23 protein-coding genes are annotated in these 26982 nt (G+C 68.1%); 15 read left to right on the forward strand and 8 right to left on the reverse strand.

Annotated elements, in window-relative coordinates:
• Nucleotides 1-15 precede the first annotated feature (15 nt).
• On the reverse strand, nt 16-555 hold the full coding sequence (locus OOB33_RS16635) for a TonB-dependent receptor plug domain-containing protein (RefSeq protein ID WP_271009489.1): 540 nt from the start codon (nt 553-555) through the stop codon (nt 16-18).
• 299 nt (nt 556-854) lie between these two features.
• Nucleotides 855-1457 (reverse strand): MarC family protein, encoded by a 603-nt coding sequence (locus OOB33_RS16640; protein WP_102766697.1) that lies wholly within the window; start codon nt 1455-1457, stop codon nt 855-857.
• 129 nt (nt 1458-1586) lie between these two features.
• Here OOB33_RS16640 and OOB33_RS16645 point away from each other — a divergent pair, with 129 nt between their 5' ends.
• The gene (locus OOB33_RS16645; protein WP_102766698.1) at nt 1587-2066 is read left to right on the forward strand and encodes an Lrp/AsnC family transcriptional regulator; all 480 of its coding nucleotides are present in this window, start codon (nt 1587-1589) and stop codon (nt 2064-2066) included.
• 18 nt (nt 2067-2084) lie between these two features.
• On the opposite strand, the gene xerD is transcribed toward OOB33_RS16645, so the two are convergent.
• The 3 genes from xerD to OOB33_RS16660 form a co-directional block, all read right to left on the reverse strand.
• Nucleotides 2085-3065 carry a site-specific tyrosine recombinase XerD gene (gene xerD, locus OOB33_RS16650; protein ID WP_271009490.1) on the reverse strand — a complete coding sequence of 327 codons (981 nt, stop codon included), beginning with the start codon at nt 3063-3065 and terminating at the stop codon, nt 2085-2087.
• Nucleotides 3019-3963, reverse strand: a complete 945-nt coding sequence (locus OOB33_RS16655) for a tripartite tricarboxylate transporter substrate binding protein BugE (protein WP_271010072.1) — start codon at nt 3961-3963, stop codon at nt 3019-3021. The genes xerD and OOB33_RS16655 overlap by 47 nt, the downstream gene beginning before the upstream one ends.
• 182 nt (nt 3964-4145) lie before the next feature.
• Complete coding sequence (locus OOB33_RS16660) at nt 4146-4805, reverse strand: chalcone isomerase family protein (protein WP_271009491.1); 660 nt, start codon at nt 4803-4805, stop codon at nt 4146-4148.
• A gap of 172 nt (nt 4806-4977) precedes the next feature.
• Here OOB33_RS16660 and OOB33_RS16665 point away from each other — a divergent pair, with 172 nt between their 5' ends.
• The gene (locus tag OOB33_RS16665; RefSeq protein ID WP_271009492.1) at nt 4978-5877 is read left to right on the forward strand and encodes an AEC family transporter; all 900 of its coding nucleotides are present in this window, start codon (nt 4978-4980) and stop codon (nt 5875-5877) included.
• Here OOB33_RS16665 and queG read toward each other — a convergent pair.
• Nucleotides 5837-6934, reverse strand: a complete 1098-nt coding sequence (gene queG, locus OOB33_RS16670) for a tRNA epoxyqueuosine(34) reductase QueG (RefSeq protein WP_271010073.1) — start codon at nt 6932-6934, stop codon at nt 5837-5839. The genes OOB33_RS16665 and queG overlap by 41 nt on opposite strands.
• A 72-nt stretch (nt 6935-7006) precedes the next feature.
• Here queG and tsaE point away from each other — a divergent pair, with 72 nt between their 5' ends.
• The 5 genes from tsaE (at nt 7007) to OOB33_RS16695 (ending at nt 12523) form a co-directional block, all read left to right on the forward strand.
• Complete coding sequence (gene tsaE / locus OOB33_RS16675) at nt 7007-7519, forward strand: tRNA (adenosine(37)-N6)-threonylcarbamoyltransferase complex ATPase subunit type 1 TsaE (protein ID WP_271009493.1); 513 nt, start codon at nt 7007-7009, stop codon at nt 7517-7519.
• Entirely contained in the window at nt 7516-8910 is a 1395-nt protein-coding gene (locus OOB33_RS16680; protein WP_271009494.1) for an N-acetylmuramoyl-L-alanine amidase, read from the forward strand. Before tsaE ends, OOB33_RS16680 begins: the two co-directional genes overlap by 4 nt.
• 183 nt (nt 8911-9093) lie before the next feature.
• Nucleotides 9094-10050: a PEP-CTERM sorting domain-containing protein gene (locus OOB33_RS16685; protein ID WP_207795898.1), complete on the forward strand. Its 957-nt coding sequence runs from the start codon at nt 9094-9096 to the stop codon at nt 10048-10050.
• Between the two features lie 134 nt (nt 10051-10184).
• Entirely contained in the window at nt 10185-11420 is a 1236-nt protein-coding gene (locus tag OOB33_RS16690; protein ID WP_271009495.1) for a glycosyltransferase, read from the forward strand.
• Entirely contained in the window at nt 11417-12523 is a 1107-nt protein-coding gene (locus OOB33_RS16695) for a glycosyltransferase (RefSeq protein ID WP_102766704.1), read from the forward strand. Before OOB33_RS16690 ends, OOB33_RS16695 begins: the two co-directional genes overlap by 4 nt.
• Before the next feature lie 2 nt (nt 12524-12525).
• Here OOB33_RS16695 and OOB33_RS16700 read toward each other — a convergent pair whose 3' ends face one another.
• On the reverse strand, nt 12526-13164 hold the full coding sequence (locus OOB33_RS16700) for a DedA family protein (protein ID WP_171826355.1): 639 nt from the start codon (nt 13162-13164) through the stop codon (nt 12526-12528).
• A 236-nt stretch (nt 13165-13400) separates the two neighbouring features.
• Between OOB33_RS16700 and OOB33_RS16705 the strand changes: the two genes are divergently transcribed.
• The 7 genes from OOB33_RS16705 to OOB33_RS16735 all read left to right on the forward strand — a co-directional run bounded on the left by OOB33_RS16705 (nt 13401) and on the right by OOB33_RS16735 (nt 23572).
• Nucleotides 13401-14228, forward strand: a complete 828-nt coding sequence (locus OOB33_RS16705; RefSeq protein ID WP_271009496.1) for an alpha/beta fold hydrolase — start codon at nt 13401-13403, stop codon at nt 14226-14228.
• A 27-nt stretch (nt 14229-14255) separates the two neighbouring features.
• On the forward strand, nt 14256-16280 hold the full coding sequence (gene mutL / locus OOB33_RS16710) for a DNA mismatch repair endonuclease MutL (protein ID WP_271009497.1): 2025 nt from the start codon (nt 14256-14258) through the stop codon (nt 16278-16280).
• Nucleotides 16281-16367: 87 nt separating this feature from the next.
• A complete protein-coding gene (locus OOB33_RS16715) occupies nt 16368-18191 on the forward strand; it encodes a pseudouridine synthase (protein WP_271009498.1) in 1824 nt (607 codons plus the stop codon).
• A 2-nt stretch (nt 18192-18193) separates the two neighbouring features.
• Nucleotides 18194-19159: a tRNA (adenosine(37)-N6)-dimethylallyltransferase MiaA gene (gene miaA, locus OOB33_RS16720; RefSeq protein WP_442953047.1), complete on the forward strand. Its 966-nt coding sequence runs from the start codon at nt 18194-18196 to the stop codon at nt 19157-19159.
• Nucleotides 19156-19821 carry an ABC transporter ATP-binding protein gene (locus tag OOB33_RS16725; protein WP_271009500.1) on the forward strand — a complete coding sequence of 222 codons (666 nt, stop codon included), beginning with the start codon at nt 19156-19158 and terminating at the stop codon, nt 19819-19821. Before miaA ends, OOB33_RS16725 begins: the two co-directional genes overlap by 4 nt.
• Entirely contained in the window at nt 19821-22415 is a 2595-nt protein-coding gene (locus tag OOB33_RS16730) for an ABC transporter permease (protein ID WP_271009501.1), read from the forward strand. The genes OOB33_RS16725 and OOB33_RS16730 overlap by 1 nt, the downstream gene beginning before the upstream one ends.
• A complete protein-coding gene (locus OOB33_RS16735; protein WP_271009502.1) occupies nt 22415-23572 on the forward strand; it encodes a lipocalin-like domain-containing protein in 1158 nt (385 codons plus the stop codon). The genes OOB33_RS16730 and OOB33_RS16735 overlap by 1 nt, the downstream gene beginning before the upstream one ends.
• Nucleotides 23573-23586: 14 nt before the next feature.
• Here OOB33_RS16735 and OOB33_RS16740 read toward each other — a convergent pair whose 3' ends face one another.
• On the reverse strand, nt 23587-24393 hold the full coding sequence (locus tag OOB33_RS16740) for a GGDEF domain-containing protein (protein ID WP_271009503.1): 807 nt from the start codon (nt 24391-24393) through the stop codon (nt 23587-23589).
• A 340-nt stretch (nt 24394-24733) separates the two neighbouring features.
• Here OOB33_RS16740 and OOB33_RS16745 point away from each other — a divergent pair, with 340 nt between their 5' ends.
• Nucleotides 24734-26929 (forward strand): acetyl-CoA hydrolase/transferase C-terminal domain-containing protein, encoded by a 2196-nt coding sequence (locus OOB33_RS16745; RefSeq protein WP_271009504.1) that lies wholly within the window; start codon nt 24734-24736, stop codon nt 26927-26929.
• Nucleotides 26930-26982: the final 53 nt, after the last annotated feature.

The raw sequence follows: 26982 nt of genomic DNA on the forward strand, positions 1-26982 counted from the left end.
TTCGCCGCCACCGCGCTAGGTGCCGCCCAGCTTGAGGTTGAGCTGGGTGCTGTCGACCTGCTTCTTGAGGATGATTTTGATCACGCCAGCGATTGCGTCCGAGCCATAGATGGCCGAGGCGCCGCCGTTCAGCACCTCGATGCGGTCGATCAGGGCGGCCGGGATGTTGGCGGTGTTGACGACATTGACCGAACCCTCGTAGGCCGTCGGGTAGTCCGCCACGCGGCGGCCGTTGACCAGGGTCAGCGTGTGGTTGGGCCCCAGGCCGCGCAGGCTGATGGCATTGGCCGCCGGGGTGAAGGTGTTGCCGAAGTCCTCACCCTGGGTGAAGCCGGTGTTCTCGGTCAGCGAGGCGAGCGCGTCGCCCACATTTTTGAAGCCCAGGCGGGTGATGTCCTCGGACTTGAGCACGGTGACGGCGGCCGGGCCCTCGGCCTGGGCGCGCGAGATGCGCGAGCCGGTCACTTGCACCTGGGGCAAGGTGTCGGTGCTGGCGGCAGGAGGCTGGGCTGGAGTTTGGGTCAGGGCGGCGGCGTGCGGCAGGCCATAGGCCATAGGCCATAGGCCAGGATGACAGCCAAAGCCAGCGGCGCCGGCCTGCTGCGGAACAGGGTCGGAGATTTCATGTGGAGCAATTTCCCTCGGTTGCAAACTTCCGCCAGTCCGGCGGCAGCGCGGTGCTGCGGTGGCTGGCATGTCGGGTGTCGGTCTGTTTGGCTCACGCCGACCGCACCGTTCTGTGGAGCCGCAACTCTAGGGTTTGCTCATAAGAGCTTTAACGAAGAAAAGGTTCTGTGCTTGGCTGAAAAAAGCACAAGCCCGGCGCGCCGGGCTTGTGTCTGCGAGGGCAGTGCTCAGAGGCCGCCGATGAAATAGCGCTTGAGGCCGGCCAGGCACATCTCCACCGCGATGGCCGTCAGCACCAGGCCCATCAGCTTCTCGATGGCCGAGATCACCGAATCGCCGAGCAGGCGGCGAATGCGATCGGCCATCAGCAAGGTCAGGCCCGAGACCCACATCGCCGCGCACAGCGCGCCGATCCAATCCCAGATGCGCTCGGGCTGGCGCGAGGCCAGAAGCAGCACGGTCGCCATGGCCGAGGGGCCGGCCAGCAAGGGCACGGCCAACGGAAAGATGAAGGGCTCCTTGCCCGGCTCCAGGCCGTAGGCCGATTCACCGGCGCTGCCGAAGATCATCTTGATGGCGATGATCAGCAGGATCACGCCACCGGCCACTTCGAGCGAACGCTCGGACAGGTGCATGACGCTCAAAAAGCTGTCGCCAAAGAACATGAAGGCCAGCAGCACGATGGCGGCCAGGCCCACCTCGCGGGTGGCCACGCGGGCCCGGCGTTCCTTGGGCACCTCGCGCATGATGCCGATGAAGATGGGCAAGCTGCCGAGCGGGTCCAGCACCAGCAAGAGCAGGATGAAGGCGGAGAGAAAACTATGATCCATGGCCGCAATTGTCGCGCCCCTGCCGTGACACAAGACTGAACTTGCGCCGCAAATGCCCGCCAATCTCTGTCTTGCCCCTTACCACGCCCGTTCCCGCGCCCGTTCCCACGCCCACTCCCAGAGCCCGCCATGACCGACGCCGCCACCAAGCTGGACACCATCGACCGCCGCCTGATCGAGGCCCTGCAACGCGATGGCCGGGCCTCCAATGTGGAGCTGGCGGCGCAGGTGCATCTCTCGCCCCCTCAGTGTTTCCGGCGCGTCAAGGCCCTGGAAGAGCGCGGCGTGCTGCGCGGCTACCGCGCTCTGGTGACGCCGCAAAGCCTGGGCCTGGGCGTGACGGCTTTTGTCAGCCTCAATATCGACGGCGAAGCCTTCGACCGGGTGCGCGAGATCGAGGGCTTGATCCGCGACTTCCCCGAGATCCTGGAATGCCACACCGTTTCGGGCGACTGCGACTACCTGCTCAAGGTGGTGGCCAGCGACCTGAAGTCGCTGTCCCAATTCCTGACCGACCGGCTGATGCAGATCCGCGGTGTGGCCGACATCCGCTCGATGATTTGCCTGGAAGAGATCAAGCCGCCCTCCCCCTTGCCAGTGGCTCGCTGACACCCAAGAGCCTGGCCGTCACGCGCGCGGGTGGTGTTGGGCGTGAATCAGCTTCAGGCGTTCGCGCGCCACATGGGTGTAGATCTGCGTGGTGGACAGATCGGCATGACCCAGCAACAGCTGCACCACGCGCAGATCGGCGCCATGGTTGAGCAAATGGGTGGCGAAGGCATGGCGCAAGGTGTGCGGTGAGATGGGACTCAGGATGCCTGCTTGCAGCGCGTACTTCTTGACCAAGGTCCAGAACATCTGGCGCGTCATGCCTTCGCCGCGCACGGTCACGAACAAGGCATCGCAGGCATGGCTCTTGAGCAGCAACGGCCGCGCCTCCTGCAAGTAACGCATCAGCCAGCCATGCGCTTCTTCGCCAAAGGGCACGAGGCGCTCCTTGCTGCCCTTGCCGGTGATGCGCAACACTGCCTCGCGGAAGCCGACATGCACGCTTTTGAGCGTCACCAGCTCGGTCACGCGCAGGCCACTGGCATACATCAGCTCCAGCATGGCGCGGTCGCGCAGGCCCAGTTCGTTGCCCACATCGGGCGCTTGCAGCAAGGCCTCGACCTGGGCCTGGCTGAGCAGCTTGGGCACGCGCAGCGGGGTCTTGGCATTGGCCAGCTTGAGGGTCGGGTCTTGCCCCAGGCGCTGCTCACGCAGGGCCCAGCGGAAGTAGCGCTTGAACACACTCAGCCGCCGGTTTGCGCTGCTGGTCTTACTGCCCGCGTGGCGGGACATGGCATAGGCATGCAGATCGGCCTCGCTGCAGGCGTCGAGCGAGCGCTGTGCGTGCGCAGCCAGCCATTGGGCCAACAGGGTCAGGTCGCGCCGATAGGCCTGCAAAGAATTGCCGGCCAAGCCGTCCTCCAGCCACAGGGCCTCGACAAAGGCCTCGATGCCCTGCTGACTGGCGAGTTCGGCCACGCGCTGCGCGGCCGAGGGTGCAGTGCCCTGGGCCTCAGTCGAGCTTGAGCTTTTGCTTCTCGACGACCTTTTTGTAGACATCAAACTCGGCACTGATCTGGGCGGCGAACTGCTCGGGGGTGTTGGCAACGATCAGGGAACCTGTGTCCTCGATGCGCTTTTTGACGTCGGGCAGCTCCAGCGTCTTCTTGACTGCATCATGCACCTTGGTTACGACGTCCTTGGGCAGATTCTTGGGACCGTGCACACCGTAGTAGGCCATGCGATTGACAGGCTCCAGGCCCATCTCTTTGAACGTGGGCACATTGGGCAGCACCGCCAAGCGACTGGGTGCGGCCACGACGATGGGGATCAAGCGGCCATCCTTGATGAAGGGCAGCGCCGAAGGCAGGTTGTCGAAAATGATGGGCACCTGGCCAGCCACGGTGTCGTTCAGGGCCGGGCCCGCGCCGCGGTACGGGATGTGCAGCACGAAAACGCCGGACAAGCTCTTGTACAGCTCCATCTGCAGATGGCCGATGCCGCCGGTGCCCGAACTGGCGTAGCTGTGTTTGCCCGGGCTCTTCTTCAGCTCGGCCACAAAACTCTTGTAGTCGCGGGCGGGAAAGCTCGGGTGCACCGCAATCACGTTCGGCGTGGCCGCCATATTGATGATGGGTGTGAAGTCGCTGATCGGGTTGTAGGGGATCTTGGGGTCGATGGCCGGGTTGGCCGCCGTGGTGGACACCGTGGCCACGCCCAGGGTGTAGCCATCGGCCACCGCCTTGGAGATTTCATTGGCCCCGATCTTGCCGCCGCCACCGGCCTTGTTCTCGACCAACATAGTTTGACCCAAGGCCTGGTTGACCTTTTCAGCCACCACGCGGGCGATGATGTCGGTGGTGCCGCCCGGAGCGAAGGGCACGATCAGGCGCACCGGCTTGGCGCTGGGATAGGCTGCCTGGGCCTGGGCCGAACTCACCGCCCCCAGGCCCAGCATCAGGCTGCCGGCGGCCGCCACGCTGGCGCGCAGGCAGGCGCGGCGGCGGTTGATGTTCAGGCTCTGCGAGGTATTGCGCTTCGGGTGCTTCAAGGTCATGCCAATCTCCGAGGGTGAATTTCTCACCATCCTAGCCCGGCCGCCGAGCAGTCCGGCTCGCATTTCTACGTAGCCTGCGCAGATCAGCTGGTGGTTTCGCCCAGCAAGCCGGCCTTGAGGCGCTTGTCCACGGGTTTCTCGCCCAAAAACACCTTCAGGAATGCGGTGTACAGATCAGCCCCAGGCACGGCCTGACCCCATTGCTTGCCGTTCACGATCAACACCGTGCCCTGCTCGGGCAGAAAATCGATGTTGATTAGGTCGTTCTTGCGCACCTTGCCCACCGACTGCAGGTTTTGCGTGAACTGGGGCAGCCGCGTGCTCAGCGCCTCTTTCTCGGCCTCGCTGCAGTTGCGGCCCACGCCTTTGTTGACAGCCTTGACGAACTCCTCGGCGCCCACCTCCAGCAACATGCGGATCTGCACCCGCTTGGGTCCCGATGTGGCATAGACGGCCTCGGGTGAGGTGGCTTTGTGGCTCAGGTACAAACCTGCCACATAGCCGCGAAGAATCGAAACGGCGCGCTTGCCCACGCCATTGAGGACCAAGCTGCTGCCGGCCAGCTGGATCTTGTCCTCGAACTCCTGGTCCTCGTACTTGAAAGCCTGGGCCGGGCGGGCCAACCAGGCACTGCCCACGACGGCCGCACCGAGCGAAAGCAAGAAGCGGCGACGCGCAGCGCCCGTCACAAGGGTCGAAGAAGCAATGCGGGCCGGGTGGGCCGAGGGAACAACAACAGCCATGGTGCGGGCAAGAAGCCGGTAGTCGCGACAAGGCCTCAACGATACCTGTTACCGAGCGCGCCCCGAGTGGCTGGCCCGGCGCGCTGAGAGGTAGCAGGAAATGCGCCCTTCCGGCTCTGCTCATGCCGGCGCATGCCTTCGCCCGCTCAGCCGCGCTGGCACACTGGCACCTATGCCCGACGTCTATTTGCTGCTGCCCGACTTCCTGCTGATTCTTTGCGGTTTTCTGCTCTGCCGTTACAGCGGCCTGGACCGCCCGGTCTGGGAGGCGGCCGAGCGCCTGGTTTACTACCTGCTGTTCCCGGTCCTGCTCTTCAACTCCATTTTGCGCACGCCGCTGCAGCCCGGCGCCACGGCCGATCTGGCCCTGGGCGGCGTGCTCAGCTGCCTGGCCGGCGTGCTGCTGGCCTACAGCCTGCGCGCCCTGCCCGGCGTGGATGCGCGCCTGCACGCCTCGGGCGCGCAGACGGCGTTTCGCTTCAACTCCTTCATCGCCCTGGCCCTGGCCGAACGCCTGCACGGCGCGCAAGGCGTCGCCTGGGTGGCGCTGCTGATTGCCTTGTGCGTGCCAATCTGCAATGTCGCCGCCGTCTGGCCGCTGGCCCGGCATGGCGGTCACGGCTATGTGCGCGAGCTGGCGCGCAACCCACTGATCCTGGCCACCCTGGCCGGCCTGACCGGCAATCTCCTCGGCCTGAAGCTGCCTGAACCGGCCGCCCTGACCTTGCACCGTATCGGCCTGGCCGCCCTGCCCCTGGGCCTGATGGCGGTGGGCGCCGGCCTGCGCTTCGGCGCCCTGCGTGATGCGCCGCGCCTGGCGGCCGCCCTGCTCGGCATCCGCCACCTGGCCTTGCCGCTGGTCGGCCTGAGCCTGGCACTGGCCCTGCAGCTGCCGGCGCCGCAGCGCGCCACCTTGCTGATGTTCACCGCCCTGCCGACCGCCTCGAGTGCCTATGTGCTGGCCGTGCGCATGGGCGGCAACGGGCCTTTTGTCGCCGGCCTGGTCACCCTGTCTACCCTGCTGGGCATGCTCAGCCTGCCGCTGTGGCTGATGGTGCTGCGCTTTCTGTAGCGGCCACTTCGGCGTTTTGCGCCAGCGCCCAGTCCAGATGCTCGGCCAGCAGCTCGCCGGCCTGGGCGCGCTGGGTCAGCAAGACCGCGCGCAGGGCTGGCCATTCGCGCTGACGCAAGGCATTGCCCGAGACCACGGCCAGATTTCGCTGCCAGCGGCCATGGCCGATGCGGCGCATGGCCGAGCCCTCGGTCTGGCGCAGGAACTGTTCCTCGCTCCAGGACCAGTAGCTCAGCAAATCTCCGCCGGCCATGGCCGGGCGGGCATCGAAATCGGCCAGCTGGGCCTTCTGGGCAAACTTGTTCCAGGGACAGATCAGCTGGCAGTCGTCGCAGCCGTAGAGGCGGTTGCCGATCAAGGGCCGCAACTCGAGGGGAATGGCGCCATCATGTTCGATGGTCAGGTAAGACACACAGCGCCGCGCATCGACCCGGTAGGGTGCAACGATGGCGCCCGTCGGGCAGGCCGCCAGGCAGGCGCTGCATTGCCCGCAATGGGCCGTGACCGGCTCGCTCAGCGGCAGGGGCAGGTCGATGTAGATCTCGCCCAGAAAGAACATCGAGCCCACATCGCGGTGCAGGGTCAGGGTGTGCTTGCCGCGCCAACCGATGCCGGAGCGCGAGGCCAGCTCCACCTCCAGCACCGGCGCCGAATCGGTGAACACGCGGTAACCGAAAGGGCCCACGGCCTCGCTCAAACGCGTGGCCAGCTGCTGTAGGCGGGCGCGCAGGACCTTGTGATAGTCGCGCCCCCGGGCGTAGAGCGAGATCTGGGCGCGCTGCGGATCGGCCAGGCGCTGCCATTCCACGGCCTGCCAGTCGGCGCCGCTGTCGCGCGGCAGGTAGTCCATGCGCAAGCTCAGCACCCGCAGCGTGCCTGGCACCAGCTCCGCCGGCCGCGCGCGCTTGAGGCCATGGCTTTGCATATAGTGCATGGAGCCGTGGAAACCCGCCTCCAGCCAGGCCAGCAAACCGGCTTCGGCGCTGTGCAGATCGATATCGGCCACGCCAATCTGTGAGAATCCAAGCTCCAGCGCCCAGCGGCGCAGCGCGGCCATCAGGCCGTCGGCATCCAAGCCCGCTGTGCCCGGCTTGCTGTTTGTGTTCGACTGTTGTGGAGCCTGCGTCATTTGCGCATTCTAGAAACCCGCTCTCTGCGCTGGCCCGATGAGGCCGCCACCCAGGCCTTTGCCGAGCGCCTGGCGCGCTGCCCTTCTTTGCGTGATGCCAATCTGGAGCTGCACGGCAGCCTCGGCGCCGGCAAGACCAGCCTGGTGCGCCATCTGCTGCGAGCGCTGGGGGTGGCCGGGCGCATCAAGAGCCCGAGTTACGCCGTGCTGGAGAGCTACGACCTCGCCGACTGGGGCGGCCAGGGCCTCGTCAGCCATTTCGATTTCTACCGCTTCAGCGACCCGCGCGAGTGGGAAGACGCGGGCTTTCGCGATATCTTCACCGCCCCTGGCCTCAAGCTCAGCGAATGGCCCGAGAAAGCCGCCGGCATGCTGCCCGATGCCGATCTGCAGGTGCATCTGAACACCGAGAACGATGACAGCCGCACCGTCGAGCTGCGCGCTGGCACGGCACGGGGTCAGGTCTTGCTGCAAGAGCTTCAGGCCCTCGAAATCCCAGGAGGCCCGGTATGAGCGCCGAGCGACGCCGCGCCCTCCGGGCCATGGGCAGCCTGGCCCTGCTGCTGCGCCTGCCCGCGGCTGCGGCAGCACCGAGCAGCCATGGCGCCAACAGCACCATCGTCGCTGTGCGGGTCTGGCCGGCCGAGGCCTACACCCGGGTGACCTTGGAATCCGACAAGGCCCTGGCCGCCACCCATTTCATGGTGGAGGCGCCCGACCGCCTGGTCATCGATGTCGATGGCCTGGAGCTCAGCCCCAATCTGCGCGGCCTGCTGGGCAAGGTCAAGGCCGACGACCCCTTCATCGCCGGCGTGCGAGTGGGCCAGAACACGCCGCGCGTGGTGCGCATCGTGCTGGACCTGAAGCAGCCGGTGGCGCCGCAGATCTTCACCCTGGCGCCGGTGGCCGCCTACCAGCACCGCCTGGTGTTTGACCTCTACCCCAAGGTGGCCGTCGACCCCCTGCTGGCCTTGATCCAAGAAAAAGATCAGGCCGAGCGCGAGGCCGCGCAGTCGGTGCAAGACGCCTTGGGTGAGCTGATTGCCAAGCTCGACAAACCGGCGCTCAATGCGCCCGGCGCCGCCAAGTCCGGCGCCAGTGCGGCGTCTGCACCTGCAGCGCAGAACACCCCGGCCCCGCAGGTCAACCTGCCCGCCCCGGCTCCGGCTGAACCCTCGCAAGCCAAGCTGGACCGGCTCATCGTCATTGCCCTCGATCCTGGCCATGGTGGCGAGGATCCTGGCGCCATCGGGCCCAGCGGCCTGCGCGAGAAGGATGTGGTGCTGGCCATTGCTCAGCAGTTGCGCGAACGCCTCAACCGCAATCCGAACATGCGCGTGCTGCTGACCCGCGATGCCGATTTCTTTGTGCCGCTGCGCGAGCGGGTGCAGAAAGCACGGCGCGTGCAGGCCGATCTGTTCGTGTCCATCCACGCCGACGCGTTCTTCACGCCGCAGGCACGCGGCGCCTCGGTGTTCGCGCTCAGCGATGGTGCGGCCAGCAGCCAAGCCGCGAAATGGATGGCCAACCGCGAGAATGCGGCCGATCTGGTTGGCGGCGTCAACGCGGCGGTGAAGGATGCCAGCTTGCTCAAGGCCATGTTGGACATGAGCACCACCGCTCAGATCAAGGACAGCCTCAAGCTCGGCAGTGAGGTGCTGGGCCAGATCGGCCGGGTCGGCACCTTGCACAAGCGCCGGGTCGAGCAAGCGGGTTTTGCCGTGCTCAAGGCACCCGATGTGCCCTCCATCCTGGTCGAGACCGCCTTCATCTCCAACCCCGAGGAAGAGGCCAAGCTGCGTGACCCCGAATACCAGGCCAAGCTGGTCGAGGCCTTGGCCACCGGCATCGCACGCTATTTCGCCAAGAACCCGCCGCTGGCGCGTCATCGCGCCCTGAGTTGAGGTTTCGTCAGCCTGCGCCCATCACGCAATAGCTCGTAGAAACCCGAATGTCGGTGGACTTGCCATTGAGCGCCCATTGCAACGAAACCCTGCTGTAACTGCTGGATTTGCCACAGCTGGTCTGAAACTTGCTGCCTTGACCCGTGCCCTATTTCACATTTCGCAGCAGAAAGCATTCCTCAGATGGCACAGCAACATTTCCCAATCAAGACCGTCAGCGCCGGGGTTCTGGCGTTCCTCTCCGGCGCCGCACTGGCCGGCCCCGTGGTGGTGGGCAATCCCAACGACGGGCAAATCACGCTCGCCGCCACCTATGCCCTGCCGGGCAACGGCAGCACGCAAGACGGCATGATCGAGAGCCCGCCCAGCACCACAGCCACCGGCGCCGACTTCTACCTGGATCGCAGCCAGGCGGAAGGTTCCGTGTTCTTCCATACCTATGGAGATGCCGGTGCCACCAGCTATTTCGGCGCCCGCGTGACCGGTACGGGCAACTTCAGCGCCACCACCAGCACCCGCTACAGCCGCACCTTCACCAACACCACCGGTGTGGCCCAGCTGTTCAATTTCTCTTTCCATGTGGACAGCGGTGAAACCTCGATCAACGGCACCGGCCTGGGCTTCGCCGACCTGCTGCTGCAAGTGAGCAAGAACGGTCAGGCCATTGCCCGCGACCGCACCACCCGCAGCCAGGACATCAACGGCAACCAGAGCTGCGTCAGCGACGATCTGGGCAGCCTGGGCGGCTATATGGATTGCGCCAGCAGCTATGCCAATGACGCCAACTTCAATGTCAGCCTGGGCATGATCGGCGCCGGTGAAAGCTTCACCCTGGACTACGACATCATCGCCACGGTCAGCGGCGACCTCGCCAGCGACGGCGGTGGCGGTTACGGCGATTGCCCGACCCTGGCTGCCAAGGGCGATGGCCCAGTCGCGCTGTGGGAATGTGGTGGCGGCGGCGCCGGTTCGGCCACGGCGCGCTCGGGTGACCCCTTCAGCTGGGGCAATCCGGCCAATTTCCACATCGGCCCCACGGCCAACATCCCCGAGCCCAGCTCGCTGGCCCTGCTGGGTCTGAGCCTGGCTGGCCTCGCGGCCACCAGCCGCCGCAAGAAGGGCGGTCAAGCTCAAGACTGAGCCACCCCAGGGATCAGCCAGAGCCCTTGAGATCGAGGCTTCCTGAGGGAGGCCTCGCGCTCTTTCAAGCGCGGCGCCTCCGGGCGCCGTGTCTGTTTTCGCAAAGTTTTTTGTCGGTGTGGAGTGATCGGTCGATGGCCACTGTTGTGATTGCCTGGGAGCTGGGCGGGGACTACGGCCATCTGGCGCGCCTCCTGCCTTTGGCCCAGGCCTTGCGGTCCCAGGGCCACCGCCCGGTGTTTGTGGTCAGAGACCTGCTCGGCGCCGAAGCCCTGTTGCAACCCCATGGCTTCACGGCCTTGCAAGCACCCTTGTGGCTGGGCCGCCTGACGCAACTGCCCAGCCCCATCAGCTATGCCGAGTTGCTGATGCCAGCTGGCTTTCTCAAGCCGCAGGCCCTGACCGGCATCTGCCGGGCCTGGCGGCAGCTGTGGCAGCTGTTGAAACCCGACTTGCTGGTACTCGACCACGCACCGACCGCCTTGCTGGCCAGCCGCGGCCTCGGCCTGCCCCGCCTGCATTTTGGCGATGGGTTCTGCATCCCGCCGGCCCGCCACCCTTTGCCTCAGTTCGCCTGGTGGCAGCCGGCCCTTGGCGCGCGTTTGGCCGATTCCGAAGCCCATGTCCTGGGTCATGCCAACCAGGTGCTGGCCGCCCTGGGTGAACCACCGCTGAAGACGCTGGCCCACTTGTTCGACGTGGAGGCGCAAGCGCTGTGCAGCTTTGAAGCGCTGGACCCCTATCCGCCCGCGCTGCGTGCGGCTGAGACCGCGCGACTGGGTCCGGTGTTCTTGCTGAACCAGGGCCGAAGCCCGGCCTGGCCCAAGGTGCCCGGCCCGCGCATCTTCGCCTATCTGAAGCCGGGCTATGCCCCCTTGGAGACGGTCTTGCAGGCCCTCCACCGCATGCCCGCCTCTTGCCTGGTGCATGTGCCCGGCGTGGCCCGCAAAACCCTGGACCAGCACAGCCATGGAACGGTGCACATCAGTGCCGAGCCGCTGGCCATGGCTGAGGTCAGCGCGCAGTGCGATCTGGCCTTGTGCCACGGCGGCGCCGGCACCACGGCCTTGATGTTGCTGGCCGGCAAACCGCTGGCCCTGCTGCCCATGCAAACCGAGCAATGGATGAGCGCCCACCGCCTGCAGACCCAAGGCCTTGCCGCCGGTCTGTTGATCGACGAGGTCGGGCGACTGCCTCAGCTCTTGCAGCATGTCTTGACGGAGCCGCGTTACCGGCTGGCCGCGCAAGCTTTTGCCGAAGCTCACCGCAGCTACCGTCAGGAGGACACCGTCGCCACCGTCCTGGCTCAGTGCCAGGCCCTGCTGGCCGCACAGGCCACCCGCCCTTCTTGCGGCGAAGGCCTCCCATGAAGCCCCGCGTGCTCATGGTGACGCGCATCCCTTTCTGGCGCATGGGTGCCGGCGAACGCACCCGGGTTCTGGCCATGGTGTGGCTGCTGGGAGCCCATTGCCAGCTCAGCCTGCTCTACCTGGGCTCGCTGAGCGCGCAAGAGCGACAGCTCCTGGCACGTCTGCGCGTGCAGGCCGAGCTCCATGACGTGGATGCTGCGGCGCCTGGCCTGCAGGGCGAAGCCGCCGAACGGGCGCGATTCCAGCAGATCTGCGCCAGCCAGCGCTTCGATGCCTGCATCTTCCAACGTCTCAGCGTGCATGGTTTGCGTGATCTGCTGCCGCAAGGCGTGGCCGCCGTCTTGGATACCCATGACCTGGAGAGTCAGGCCGCCGCCTCACGCCGGGCGCAGGGCGTCGCGGCGCACACCCGCTTGAGCTGGGAGCAGGAGCTGGCGCTTTTCAGCCGCTACCAGCGCGTGTTGTTGATTCAATCGGAGGACCATGCGCGGGTACAAGCAGCCCTGGGTGAGCGCGCCTTGCTGGCGCCGCACCCGGTGCAGTTCGCGGCCTTGCCGATGCAGGCGAAGCGCCGCCACCTGGGGCTGATCGGCAGCGACTGGTCGGCCAATCTGCATGGCATGGACTGGTTCGCCGACCAAGTCTGGCCCCATCTGGGCACCCGGGTGGCTGGCATCGAACTCCACCTCTTCGGCTGGCTGAGCGAGCGTTGGCGGCCGGAGTTCACCGGCTTCCATCGCCACGGCTTTGTGGCCGACTTCAAGCAGGCCTGGGGTGGCATCGACGTCGCCATCAACCCGGTGCGCTGGGGTGCCGGGCTCAAGATCAAAAGCGTGGAAGCCCTGGGCCATGGTCTGCCCCTGGTCAGCACGCTGGAGGGCGCGCGCGGCCTGCCCGAGGACGGCGGCCAGGCCCTGGTCCGCTGCGACGATCCGCTCATGTTCGCCGAGGCCTGCGCACGTTTGCTTGAAGACAGCGGGGCCCGCGCCGCCATGGGCATGGCCGCCCATGCCTATGCCCGACAGCACTTTTCGCCCCAGGTGTGTTTCGAGCCCTTGCTGCGCTGGCTGCAACAGCGAGCACAGCAAGGGCGAGCGGCCTGAAATCAGGCCTGCTGCTTGGCCCGCAATCCGCCGGCGATGGCCAACAGACCTGGGATCAGGATCATGGCCCAGATGATCTTGGAGAAATTGGCCTGCACCCAGGCGAGGTTGCCAAAGGCATAGCCCAGCAAGGTGATGCCCAGCACCCAGATCAGGGCACCGATGATGTTGTAGGCGCTGAACTTGGCGCGGCTCATGGCCGCCACGCCGGCCACAAAGGGCGCAAAGGTGCGCACAAATGGCATGAAGCGCGCCAGCACGATGGTGATGCCGCCGTGGCGCTCGTAGAACGCATGGGCCGCATCGAAGGCGCGGCGGTTGAAAAAGCGCGACTGCTCCCACTGAAACACCTTGGGCCCGAAGTAGCGGCCGATCATGTAGTTGCACTGGTCGCCCAAAATGGCCGCCACCAGCATGACCACCAGGACCAGGGGCAGGCTGATCAGGCCAGCACCGCACAAGGCCCCGACAACAAACAGCAGCGAGTCGCCAGGAAGAAAAGGCATCACGACAACGCCGGTCTCCACGAACAGGATCAAAAACAGCAGCGCATAGACCCAGGCGCCATAGCTGGCCACGAAGGCGGCAATGTGTTTGTCCACATGGACGATGAAGTCGATCAAAAAGGTGAGCAGTTCCATGGCGGCGCATTATGGGGCCGGCATGTGGCGCGCTCATGGCGTGCTCATGGTGTGATCATGGTGCACTCAACGCGCGCAGCGGGGCAGGTGGTGAAGCAGCGGTCTTCCAACCCCAGGGCCTGCGTGCTCGGCCCACCGGCGCTCGCGCCAGGCGCACAAGCGGCATCACAGCAAGCCTCAGAACGCCGCAGCTCGGCCAGAATGCCCATCCGTCCCTTGATCGTCACGAGCCTGCCATGACTACTTCCGTTACTTTTCAGGTACCAGGTGCCCGACTGCCCGCACGCCTTCAGCGCCACCCAGGCTCCGAGTTGCCGCCGCTGGTGTTCTTGCATGCAGGTGTCTGCGATCACCGGCTCTGGCTGGCCCAGCTCGAGACCTTTGCCGCCGAGCGCACGGTGCTGGCCTATGACCGGCGCGGCTACGGCGGCGTGGAGATCGAACAGGCGGCGCCGTTCTCTCACCTGGCCGACCTGTGGGCCGTGATGGACGCCGCGGGCTTGTCTCGCGCCGTGCTGGTGGGCTGCTCCTTGGGCGGGCGCCTGGCGCTGGAGGCGGCGCTCGAGCGCCCCGAGCGCGTGGCCGGTCTCTTTTTGGTGGCGCCGGCGGTCAATGGCGTCCCGGCACCGGAACTCAACGCGCAGGAACAGGCCATGGACGCGGCAGCCGATGCCGCCTACGAAGCCGGCGATCTCGCTGCCGCCAACGAAGCCCTGGCCGCCCTCTGGCTGGATGGCCCGAGCAGCCCGGCCGGCCGTGTCAGCGGCGCGGCACGGGCGCTCTTCCTGGACATGGACGATCGCATGCTGCGCGCCACGCCGCCGGGCACAGCCCTCGAAGCCGAACCCAGCTGGCCGCGGCTGGAGCAGATCAGCGCCCCGACCGAGCTGCTCTGGGGCGACCTGGATCTGGGCTACTTCTTCCCGCGCTGCGAGGCCATGGCGGCACGCATCCCGGGTGCCCGTCGCACGGTCATGCCCGGCGTGGCCCACCTGCCCTCGCTGGAGGCGCCCGAGGCTTTCAACACGGCTTTGGCGGCCTTTCTGGCCGGCCTGCCCGGCTGAGGCACGGGGCCTTCTTACAATAGCGGCATGGATGTTTCCACCCCCGAGTCTTCTCCCTCCTCTGCTGCGCCCTCCCCAGACAGTCCCGCTCCGGCGGCCTCTCGCCGCACCATCCGCGAGCTCCCCGATGAACTGATCAGCCAGATCGCCGCCGGCGAGGTGGTGGAGCGGCCGGCCTCGGTCGTGCGTGAGCTGGTGGACAACGCCCTGGACGCAGGCGCCAGCCAGATCCAGGTCAAGCTGATGGCGGGCGGCGTGCGCGCCATCGTGGTGGAGGACGACGGGCTGGGCATCCCCGCCGAAGAGCTGCCCCTGGCGCTCAAGCGCCACGCCACCAGCAAGATCCGCTCGCTGGACGAGCTGGAATCGGTGGCCACCATGGGCTTCCGCGGCGAGGCTCTGGCCGCCATTTCTTCGGTGGCCGAGATGTCGGTGGCCAGCCGCTTTGCCGGTGCCGCCCATGCCCACCGGCTGGATGCGCGCTCGGGCGAGCTGGTGCCCGCCGCCCGCTCGCGCGGCACCAGCGTCGAGGTGCGCGAGCTGTTCTTCAGCACCCCGGCCCGCCGCAAATTCCTGAAAACCGACGCCACCGAGCTGGCCCATTGCTTGGAATCCGTGCGCCGCCACGCCCTGGCCCGGCCCGATGTCGGCTTCACCGTCTGGCACGAAGGCAAGCTGGTCGAGCAATGGCGCTCTGGCAGCTCGGAAGCGCGCCTGGCCGATGTGCTCGGTGACGAATTCATGGCCGAGAGCCGCCCGGTCTATGCCGAGAACGGCCCGCTGCGCATCTACGGCCGCGCCGGCCTGCCCGAGGCGGCGCGCAGCCGCGCCGACATGCAGTACGTCTACGTCAACGGCCGCTATGTGCGCGACAAGCTGATCGCCCACGGCATCCGCTCCGCCTACGAGGACGTGCTGCACGGCCACCGCCAGCCCTGCTATGTGCTCTTCATCGAGATCGCCCCGGACCGGGTCGATGTCAATGTGCACCCGACCAAGATCGAGGTCCGCTTCCGCGACGGCCGCGAGGTGCACCAGCGCGTGCGCTACGCCGTGCAGGATGCGCTGGCCACCTCGCGTTCAGCGGAAGTCGCATCGACTGCGGCGGGCGACGCCGAGCCGCCGACCGTTCGCACCGCGCCGGGCAGCACCCCCGCCTGGTTCCAGCCCGCTCAACACGCCGCAAGCCAGCAGGCCGCTGAGGCCAGCCCGCCGCTCTACGCGGGCACGCCCAGCTGGCGCAGCAACAAGCAGGCCTCGCTGGGCCTGGCCGAGGTGGCCACGCTCTACGGCCAGACGGCACCGGCCTTCAGCTACAGCACGGCCAGCCATGCCAATGCCAATGCCAATGCCAATGCCAATGCCAACTCCAACGCTGATGCCAAGCCCGCAAGACCTGACCCCGCACCCGCGGGGCCCAACGCCGACGCCCTGGCTGTTCGCAGCGGCACGCCCCTGCCCGAGCACGACTGGCCCCTGGGCCGGGCGATTGCCCAGATCCAGGGTGTTTATGTGCTGGCCGAGAACGCCCAGGGCCTGGTCATCGTCGACATGCATGCGGCCCACGAGCGCGTGGTCTACGAGCGGCTCAAGGCCAGCCTGGGTGCGGCGGCAATTGAATCGCAGCCGCTCCTGATCCCCGTCACCTTTGCCGCCACGGCCCAGGAGATCGCCACGGCCGAGGCGCACGCCGAGGCCCTGCAGCGCCTGGGCCTCGATGTGGCGCCGCTCTCGGCCAAGATGCTGGCGGTGCGCGCGCGGCCGGCGGCCCTGGCTGGCGGTGATGTGGTCGAGCTGGCCCGTGGCGTGCTGGCCGAGCTGGCACAGTTCGATGCCAGCCATGCCATTGAGCGCGCCCAGCACGAAATCCTGGCCACCATGGCCTGCCACGGCGCGGTCCGGGCCAACCGCCAGCTCAGTCTGGACGAAATGAATGCCTTGTTGCGCGATATGGAGCGCACCGAACGCGCCGATCAATGCAATCATGGGCGACCGACCTGGCGCCAGCTCAGCATGCGTGAGCTGGACGCGCTCTTCCTGCGCGGGCGCTGAGCCCCCTCGCTGGCGCCCAGTGCGCGCGCGGGCTCGCTTTTCCTTGACTCAATTTCTCTCTTTTTTCGACGGAACCTCGGAGGCATCATGGCCACTTTGAAACTCAACAAGAAGACTGCAGGCCCGCCCGGTTCCGGCAACAAACGCAATGCCGATGGCGAGCGCCGCGCGCCCATCCGCGGCAAAGGCGTGTCTCGCCCGCGCCAAAGCCTGGAAGCCGCCAAAGCCGAGCGCGAGCAGCGCCAGGCCCAGTTCGAACAACGCGAGCAAAACAAAGCGCAGCGCCGCAGCGACACAGACCGCCCGCGTGGTGACCGACCGAGCGGCCCCGGTGGCCCTGGCGGGCGCCCTGGTGGTCGCCCTGATTCGCGCCCTGATTCGCGCCCTGATGCGCGCCCCGGTGGCCCGGGTCAACGCCCGCCGGCACGCGATGGCTGGCGCAACGAAGGCCCGCGATTCGAGAGCCGGCATGAGGGCCGCAGTGAAGGCCGCAGTGAAGGCCGCAGTGAAGGCCGCGGTGAAGGACGAAATGAGGGCCGCAACGAGGGACGCTTCGAGCACCGAGGCGACAACCGTTTCGACAACCGCTCTGCCCCCCGTTACGAGGGTCGCCCCGACCCGCGCCGCGACGGCGGCGGCCGACCCGAGTTCCGTGATGCACGCGATCCACGGGACTCACGGGACGCGCAGCGCCCGCGTTACGAGGACCGCCGCCCCGGTTTCGGCCAGGCGCCGCAAGGCCCGCGCCGCCACCCCGATGAGCGCGGAGCCCCGGGCCCGCGTGAAGACCGTTGGCAAGGCCAGCGGCCCAGCTATGCCCAGGAGCCGCGCCGCAATGACGGTGGGTTCGGCGGCGGTTTCAGTGGTGGCTATGGCAGCCCGCGTGGCGAGCCGCGCGGTGGATACCGCGAGGGCTATCGCGAGAACCAGCGCCCCGGCGGCAATGAGCAGCGGCCTGAATTCGCCCGCCAGGACCAGCGCCGCCACAGCGGCGGCCCGGGCTACAACACCCCCCGGCCCAGCGCGCAAACCCGCGCCGGCGAACAGCTGCCCGCGCATCTGCGCGAAGCAGCGGCCAAGCTGCGCCGCCAGCTGGACGAGGGCGATGACGGTGACGACCGCGACGAAGTCTTTGTCGACGCCAACAGCGAAGGCGTGCGCCTGTCCAAGCAGATGGGCGTGCTCGGCCTGGCCTCGCGCCGCGAAGCCGATGAATGGATCGCCGCCGGCTGGGTGCGCGTGGACGGCAAGCTGGCCGTGCTGGGCCAGCGCGTCAAGTCCGATGCCAAGATCGAGGTCGACCCGTTGGCCCACAAGGAGCAGGCCAAGCGCGTCACCATCCTGCTGCACAAGCCCATCGGCTACGTCTCCGGCCAGGCCGAAGACGGCTACGAGCCCGCCTCGGTGCTGATCAAGTCCGATGCGCAGTGGAGCGAAGACAGCTCGGGCATCAAGTACCACATCGGCCACAGTCGCGGTCTGGCCCCGGCCGGGCGCCTGGACATCGACTCCACCGGCCTCTTGGTGCTGACCCAGGACGGCCGCATCGCCAAGCTGCTGATCGGCGAGGATTCGACGGTCGAGAAGGAATACCTGGTGCGTGTCGAGTACCAGGGCCGCAACGGCGTCAAGAGTGAAGACGGCCGCCTGCCGGCCGAAGACCTGGCCCTGCTCAACCATGGCCTCGAGCTGGACGGCGTGCAGCTGAAGCCGGCCAAGGTCAGCTGGCAGAACGAAGACCAGCTGCGCTTTGTGCTGCGCGAAGGCCGCAAGCGCCAGATCCGCCGCATGTGCGAGCTGGTCGGCCTCAAGGTGGTGGGCCTCAAGCGCGTGCGCATCGGCCGCATCAATCTGGGCAATCTGCCGGTCGGCCAGTGGCGCTTCCTGACCCCCTGGGAGCGTTTCGACTGATGATGAGCCAGGCCCAGGCCCCTGCGGTGTTTCGCCGGCCCATTTGCATCGCCGGCCCCACCGGTTCGGGCAAGACCGCGGCCGCCCTGGCCGCGGCCGAGTTTCTGCCGGTGGAGGTGATCAGCGTCGACTCGGCCCTGGTCTACCGCGGCATGGACATCGGCACGGCCAAGCCCACGAGGGCCGAGCTGGCCGCCGTGCCGCACCACCTGATCGATGTGATCGAGCCGACCGAGGCCTACTCGGCGGCCGAGTTCGTGGCGGACGCCAGGCGCCTCAGCGCCGAGATCCTGGCGCGCGGCCGCCTGCCCCTGCTGGTGGGCGGCACCATGCTCTACTTCAAGGCCTTGTTCGATGGCCTGAGCGACATGCCGCAGGCCGACGAGGCCCTGCGTCGTGAGATCGACGAGCGCGCCGCTCGCCTGGGCTGGCCGGCCCTGCATGAAGAGCTGGCCCGCTTGGACCCCGTCACCGCCGCCCGGCTGGCACCGCTCGATTCGCAGCGCATCCAGCGCGCGCTCGAGGTCTGCCAGCTGGCCGGCCGGCCGATGAGCGAGCTGCACCAGCAGCGCAGCGAAGGGGTCGATTGGCCGCTGATCTCGCTCGAGCCCAGCGACCGGGCCTGGCTGCACCGCCGCCTGGACCAGCGCTTCGAGCAGATGCTGCAAGACGGCCTGATCGAGGAAGTGAAAGCCCTGCGCGCACGCGGCGACCTCAGCCTGGACCTGCCCTCCATGCGCTGCGTGGGCTACCGCCAGACCTGGGAGGCGCTGGACAGCGGTGATTTCAGCACCCTGGCCGAACGCGGCAGCGCTGCCACCCGCCAGCTGGCCAAACGCCAGATCACCTGGCTGCGCAGCATGCCGCAGCGCCAGATCGTGGCCTGCGATCACCCGCAAGCACAGCTGCAAGTGCTGGCCCTGCTGCAGAAAATCCTGCAGGCCGATGGCCTGGAGCTGAAGGCATGACCGAGCTGCCCCTGCTGCTGGCCCGCGGCCTGAGCAAGAGCTATGGGCACACGCCGGTGTTCTCGGGCATTGACTTGCTGCTGCGCCGGGGTGAGCTGGTGGCCTTGCTGGGCGAATCGGGTTCGGGCAAAAGCACTTTGCTCAACTGCCTGGCCGGTCTGGACGAGCTGGACAGCGGCAGCGTGCAGCTGCTGGGCCAGCAGCTCGAAGGCCTGAACGAGGGCGAGCGTGCCCTGCTGCGGCGCCAGCAGCTCGGCTTTGTGTTCCAGGCCTTTCATGTGCTGCCCTATTTGAGCGTGCGCGACAACGTCGCCCTGCCCTTGCTGCTGCTCGGTCGGCCCGATGCCCAGCGCGTGCAAGACATGCTGGATGCCGTGGGCTTGGGCAGTTTGGGCGAGCGGCTGCCGCGCCAGCTCTCGGGCGGCCAGCTGCAACGCGTGGCCATCGCCCGCGCCCTGGTCCACAAGCCGGCCCTGGTGCTTGCCGATGAACCCACCGGCAATCTCGACAGCCGCAGTGCCAGCGCCGTGCTCGATCTGCTGCTGGCCCAGGTGCGCGAACAGGGCGCAGCCTGCCTGCTGGTGACCCATTCCGAACGCGCCGCCGAGCGGGCCGACCGCTGCCTGCGCCTGGAAGACCTGATGGGCAGCCCCTCCGCCTGATGCGCCACGCGATGCGCCTGTTCGTCTGGCTGCGTGCGCTCTCCTGGCCGGCCCTGCGCCACCAGGCCGGGCGTCAGGCCCTGGCCGTGCTGGCCATCGCCCTGGGCGTGGCCCTGTCCTACGGCGTGCACCTGCTCAACGGCGCCGCCCTGGCCGAATTTGGCAGCGCCGCAGCCAGCCTCAATGGCCAGCCCGATCTGGTGCTGCGCAGTCAGGCGGGTACGTCGCTTCGTGATGCAGACTACGCGGCGGTCGCGAACCTGGACGGGGTCGACCACGCCTCGCCCGTGCTGCAAGGCCAGGCCCAGGCGCTCGACGCCCAAGGCCGCCCCTTCAACCTGACCGTGCTGGGCCTGGACCTGCTGCAGGCCGGCGCCATCCAGCCCGATCTGCTGCCGCGCCTCGCCTCGCCGCTGGACGGCCTGGACCCCGGCCGCATCCACCTCAACGCCGCTGCCTTGCGCCGGCTGGGCCTCAGCGAGCCCATGCCGGAGGGTCAGGTCTTGCGCTTGCGTGGGGCGGCACCCGACAGCGGGGCCGTGCAAAGCCTGAGCTTTCAGGTCGCAGCGGCCAGCCCCGATGGCGGGCCGCCACGCGCCATCCTCGACATCGCCGCGGCTCAAGTTCTGTTCGGCCGCCTGGACCAGCTCGACCGGGTGGACCTGCGCCTGGCGCCAGGCCTGTCACTGGAGGAATGGCGGGCCGCGCAGCGCTTGGGCCCCGGCCTCACGCTCAGCCCGCCGCCCGATGAAGGCGCGCGCCTGGGGCGGCTGACCCAGGCCTACCGCGTCAACCTCGGCGTGCTCTCGCTGATGGCCTTGTTCACCGGCAGCTTTTTGGTGTTTGCCGTGCTCTCGCTTTCGGTGGCGCAGCGCCTGCCGCAATGGGCTCTGCTCGGCGTGCTGGGCATGAGTGCGCGCGAGCGCATGGCCTTGGTCTTGATGGAGGGCCTGGCCCTGGGCCTGCTGGGCAGCGCGCTCGGCCTGCTGCTGGGCTGGCAGTTGGCCCGCCTGGGCTTGCAGCTGCTGGGCAGCGATCTGGGCCTGGCGGCGGTCAGCGGCATGCGGCCCACTCTGCGCTTCACCGCTGAGCAGCTGCCGGCCGCCGCGGTGTTCGGCGGCCTGGGCCTGGCGGTCAGCCTGCTCAGCGCCTGGTTCCCGGCGCGCAGCGTGCAGCGCATGCCGGTGGCCCAGGTGCTCAAAGGCCTGGGCCAGCGCCTGGGCGGCGGCGCACCGGTGTGGCTGGGGCCGGGTCTGCTGGCGCTCGGGGGCCTGCTGGCTTTGCTGCCCAGCCCGACTTGGCCGGCCTGGCTGGCCGGCGTGCCGGTGGCGGCCTATGCCGCCATGCTGGCCATGCTGGCCGGTGGCATGGCCTGCGTGCCCTTGCTGCTGCGGCTGAGCCTGCGCGCCTTGGCCTGGCTTCGCCCCAGTGCTGGCTTGCTGCTGATGCGTGAGCGCGCCCGCGATCAGGCCGGTGAGGCCAGCCGCGCCCTGGCCGGCGTGCTGGTGGCGCTGAGCCTGTCGGTGGCCATGCTGGTGATGGTGGGCAGCTTCCGCGATTCGCTCAGCCAGTGGTTGAGCCAGATGCTGCCGGCCGATCTCTACCTGCGCTCGGCCCTGCGTGGCGAGGGCGGGCACCAGGCGCCCTTGCCGCCCGAACTGATCGAAGCGGTGCGCCAGAGCGGCCAGGTCCAGCGACTGAGCCTGCAGCGCAGCCGCGATGTCTGGATCGATGGGCTCGCGCCCGAGCAGGAGCTGCCGGCCCTGCAAGCCCGTGAGCTGCGCGAGCAAGACCTGCCCCTGGCCGGCCCGCTCGCAGCGCCGCCGGCCGGCTCGCAAGACCTGACCCCGATCTACATCAGCGAAGCCCTGCGCGACAGCCTGCGTCTGCAGCCGGGCCAGCGCAGCCAGCTGCGCCTGAGCCCGCAGGGCCCCGCCCTGCCCGTCTTTGTGCGCGGGGTCTGGCGCGATTACGCGCGCCAGAGCGGCGCCCTGCTGATGCCGCTGGTGGCTTACCAGGCCTGGAGTGGCGACCGCCGCATCACCGAGCTCTACCTCTGGCTGCCGCCCGGCGCGGATGCGAGCAGCCGCAGTGAGGCCTTGCGCGCCCTGGCCGCGGCGCCGCAAGACCTGGAGATCGCGGCTGTGGGCGAGCTGCGCAGCCTGTCGCTGCAGATCTTCGACCGCAGCTTTGCGGTCACCGTCTGGCTGCAAGCGGTGGCCCTGGCCATCGGCCTGTTCGGCATCGCCGCGGCCCAGTCCGCCCAGGCTCTGGCGCGGCGGCGCGAGTTCGGCCTGCTCTTGCACCTGGGCTTCCGGCGCGCCGATGTGCTGCGCCTGCTGGGCCTGGAATCGCTGCTGCTCTGCGGTGTCGGCGCCCTGGCCGGCCTGGGCCTGGGCCTGGGTTTGAGCGCCGTGCTGATCTGGGTGGTCAACCCGCAGAGCTTCCACTGGAGCATGGACATGAGCCTGCCGATCGCGCGCCTGGCGGCCTTGGTGGCCGCGGTGTTCGTGGCCGGCGTGCTGGCGGCCGTGCTGGCTGGGCGCCAGGCGATTGGCGAGCATGCGGTGCAGGCCGTGAAGGAGGACTGGTGATGTCGGCGGAAGCGAAGGCCCTGCTCCGGCGCCGCCGCGCCTGGCTGCTGCAGGCGGCAGCGGCCAGTTTGGGTCCGGTAGCGGGCACGGCGGCTTGGGCGGCGCCGCAAGCCCCGGCCACGCGCCTGCAGTTTCCGCGCGACTTCGGCGCCCACCCGGAGACCGCCATCGAATGGTGGTACCTGACCGGCTGCATGGCGCGCGAGGGCCGCAGCGAGCCCGAGTTTGGCTACCAGCTGACCTTTTTCCGCCGCCGCGGCCCGGCGCCGCTCGATCACCCCAGCGCCCTGGCCGCGCGCCAGCTGATGCTGGCCCATGGCGCTTTGAGCGATCTGCGCCCCGGCGGGCGGCTGCGCCACGACCAGCGCCTGGGCCGGGCCGTGGCCGGCCTCCATGAAGCGAGTGAGCAAGACTGCCAGCTGCGCATGGGCGACTGGTCGCTGCAACGCCAGAACCTGCCGGGCGGCCACGCCTACCAAGCCCTGCTGCGCAGCCGCAGCGCCGGGTTCGAGCTGCGCCTGAACTTGCAGACCAGCCAGGCCCTGCTGCTGCAGGGCGACGGCGGCTACTCACGCAAAGGGCCGCAGCCCGATCAGTTCAGCCACTACTACAGCCAGGTGCAGCTGCTGAGCCAGGCGGAGTTGCGGCTGGAGGGTCAGGTCTTGCGCCTGCAAGGCCGATCCTGGCTGGACCACGAATGGAGCAACAATCTGCTCGGCAAGCCCGGCGCCGAAGCCGGCGCCAGCCAGGATGCCGCTGTGGGTTGGGACTGGGCCGGCATCAACCTCAGCGATGGTGGCGCGCTGACCGTGTTTCGCCTGCGCCGGGCCGACGGCAGCACGCTGTGGAGCGGTGGCAGCTGGCGCCGGCCCGATGGTCGGACCGAGGCGCTGGGGCCCGAGCAGGTGCAGCTGCAGCCCGGGCGCCTGTGGGCCAGCCCGCGCGGTGGCGCACGCTATCCCCTCGAATGGCGGCTGCGCACGCCGCAGGGTGAGCAGCGCCTGCGCGCCCTGATGGACGACCAAGAGATCCACGGCCGCGCCGGCGCCGGCATCCGCTACTGGGAGGGCGCGGCCGAGCTGCTGGACGCCAGTGGCCGACGCAGCGGCCTGGGCTATCTGGAGCTGACCGGCTATGCCGAGGCCCTGAAGATCTGAAGCCGGCGGCCCGCTCAGCCGCGGATGGCGCTCAGCGAATCGGGCAGCAGGCCCGGGCCGGCGCGCACACAGTTGCGGCCATCGGCCTTGGCCAGGTGCAAGGCCTCGCCGGCCTCGTTGAGCAGATCGTCCAGACCCGTGTGGTTGAGCTTGAGCACGGCCACGCCGATGCTGACGCTGGTGGGGATGCTGTGCCCGTTCCAGCCATAGCCCATGCGCTCGACCCGCTCACGGATGCGCTCGGCCACATCGAGCGCGCCCAGCGGATCGGTGTGCGGCAGAAACAGCATGAACTCCTCGCCACCGTAACGTGCCAGCACATCGGCGTGGCGCAGGGTTTCACCGCAGACCCCGGCCACCTCGCGCAGCAGCAGATCGCCGCAACGGCTGCTGTAGGCCTCGTTGATGCGCTTGAAATGGTCGATGTCGATCAGCACCAGGGCGCAGGGGGTTTCGTAGCGCCGCGCCAGCGACCATTCGCGCTCCACCTGATGCAGAAAATGGCGGCGGCTGTAGAGGCCGGTCAGGCTGTCGCGGGTGGCGTAGCGCACCGAGTAGCGCAGCGCCCGGTCCAGATGGCTGAGCAGGCCCAGCAGACTGGCGCTGAAGAGTGCGGCCAGGCCCAGGCCGCAGACGGCGGCCACCACGGCCGCGCTGAGACGGTCGCCCTGCCCCATCAAGGACACCAGCAGCTGCGACACCGCCACGCAGACCAGGCCGACAAAGGCGCAGAACAGCCAGCGCAGCGGCCCCGGGCCCACGCGCTGCAGGGCGAGGCGAAGCGGCGGCAGCCAGGCCGGCACATTCAGGTCGTCTTGCATGGGATCAGGAGCCAAAACTACAGGGATCAGAGACTGGGGGACGCGGGAGCGGGAGGCTGGCGATGACGCAGAGGCCGGCGCAGAGATCGGCGCAAAGAAAGACGCCGGACGGGCCCGCCTGCGCCGCAGATCGCACAGCTGCCCGCATTTCAGCACAGGCTGGCCGGCCGCCAGGGCGCTCACCCCATAGCTTGGGGGGAAGCCACTAGGCCTTTTCGCCGCTTTGGCCGGCTTTTGTGGCGATCTTGCTGAATGTCAAGACTCACCTTGCGGCCGGGCCGGAAACTGTGGCATCCACCCGAGTGGAAAGACAACAAAGACAAGACCGCAGGAGACTGATTTGCTGCATCGCAACGCCCCCCAAGCACCTGGCGACGACCTGAGCGCCAAGCCACAGCCCCAGCACTGCGCCGATCTGGAGGCCGCCGTCGACGAGATTCTGCGCCGCATCCCCGGCGACATCGGCCTGGCCCTGCCCCTGGGCATCGGCAAGCCCAATCCCTTGGTCAACGCGCTCTACCGCCGCATCGCCGCCCTGCCCGAGCGGCGCCTGCGCATCTACACCGCCTTGTCGCTGGAAAAGCCCAAGGGTCGCAGCGAGCTGGAGCAGCATTTCCTCGCACCCCTGGTCGAACGGGTGTTTGCCGACTACCCCGATCTGGCTTACGTCGGCCCGCTGCGGGCCGGCCAGCTGCCGGACAACATCGCGGTGCAAGAGTTCTTTCTCAAGACCGCCGATTACCTGGGCAATGAGGCGGCGCAGCAGGGCTTCATCTGCACCAACTACAGCTTTGCCGTGCGCGACATCTGTGCCCAGGGCGTCAATCTGCTGATCCAGGCGGTGGCGGCGCGCGTCAATCCGGAAACGGGCGAGCGCGAGTTCTCGCTGTCCTGCAACCCGGATCTGAGCTTTGACCTGCTGGAACACCAGCGCGCCGCGGGACAGCCGGTCCTGACCGTGGCCATGGTCAACGAGGCCCTGCCCTTCATGCCCGGCCCGGCGGTTGCTGATGCGCGCTTGTTCGATCTCATGGTTGAAGGCCCGGGCTGCAGCCATGCCTTGTTTGCGCCACCCAACGCGGCCATCTCCTGGGCCGACTACGCCATCGGCCTGCATGCCTCCAGCCTGGTCAAGGACGGCGGCACGCTGCAGATCGGCATCGGCTCGCTCGGCGACGCCATCGCCCAGGCCTTGATCGTGCGCGACAGCCGCAACCACGACTACCGCGCCATCCTGGCCGGCCTGTGCAGCGGCGGCGCGGCCGAGGCGCCCGACGGCTGGCAGGAGGGGCGCGAGCTGGGCCGTTTCGAGCAAGGCCTGTACGGCTGCTCGGAGATGTTCGTCAACGGCTTCATGCGCTTGATCGATGCGGGTTTGATCCGCCGCCTGGTGTTCGACGATCTGGCGCTGCAGCAGCTGGCCCTGGAGGGGCGCCTGGGCGCCGCGCCCGATGCCGGCGTGATCCGCGCCCTGTGCGAGCGCGGGCGCATTGCCTCGCCGCTGCGCGCAAGCGACCTGGCCTTTTTGCAATCGCAGGGCTTGCTGCAGGCCGGCGTGACGCTCGCCGCGGACGGCCAGCTGCTCTTCTGGCAAGGCCAGACCTGGCCCAACCAGCCCGAGGCCTTGGCGCCCGAACTGATAGGCCTGGGCTGGCGCCGCGCGGCGCTGATGCACGGCGGCTTCTTCCTCGGCCCGCGCGACTTTTACCAGCGCTTGCGCGAGCTGCCCGAAGCCCTGCGCCAGCGCATCGCCATGACGCGCATCCACTACATCAACGAGCTCTATGGCGACGTCCGGGGTTCGGAAGCACTCAAGCGCGCCCAGCGCCGCGACGCCCGCTTCATCAACACGACGATGAAGATGACGCTGCTGGGTGCCGCATCATCAGACGGTTATGAGTCGGGCCAGATGGTCTCGGGCGTGGGCGGCCAGTACAACTTCGTGGCCATGGCCCATGCGCTGCCGGACGCCCGCTCCATCCTGCTGCTGCGCGCCACGCACGACAACGCCCAGGGCCTGAGCAGCTCCATCGCCTGGCATTACGCCAACTGCACCATCCCGCGCCACCTGCGCGATATCGTCGTCACCGAGTATGGCGTGGCCGATCTGCGCGGCTGCAGCGATGCCGAGGTGATCTCGCGCTTGCTGCAGGTCTGCGATTCACGCTTCCAGCAGGGCTTGATGGACGAAGCCAAGGCCCACGGCAAGCTGCCGGCCGACTACCAGTTGCCGACTGCGGCACGGCGCAACCTGCCCGAAACCTTGCGCGAGCGCCTGCGCCCCTGGCGCAACAGCGGCGTGCTGCCCGACTTCCCCTTTGGCACCGACCTCAGCGACGAAGAAATGCAGATCGTGCGCGCGCTCAAAAAGCTCAAACACGCCAGCCACCACCCGGTCGAGCTGGTCAAGCTGATCGTCAAGAGCCTGGGACCGCAAGCCCCGGTGCCCGAAGCCTGGCTGGAGCGCCTGGGCTTGAATGAAGCGCACAGCTTCAAGCAGTTGTTTCTGCGAAGGTTGTTTGCGAGCAATCTTTGAATCTGGAGAGAGTCGCGACACTGGCTGCCCGAAGAGATGGCCGAGGGTCCACG

Origin of the sequence: Paucibacter sp. B51 (assembly GCF_027863535.1) — a bacterium.
Taxonomy (GTDB): domain Bacteria; phylum Pseudomonadota; class Gammaproteobacteria; order Burkholderiales; family Burkholderiaceae_C; genus Paucibacter_A; species Paucibacter_A aquatilis.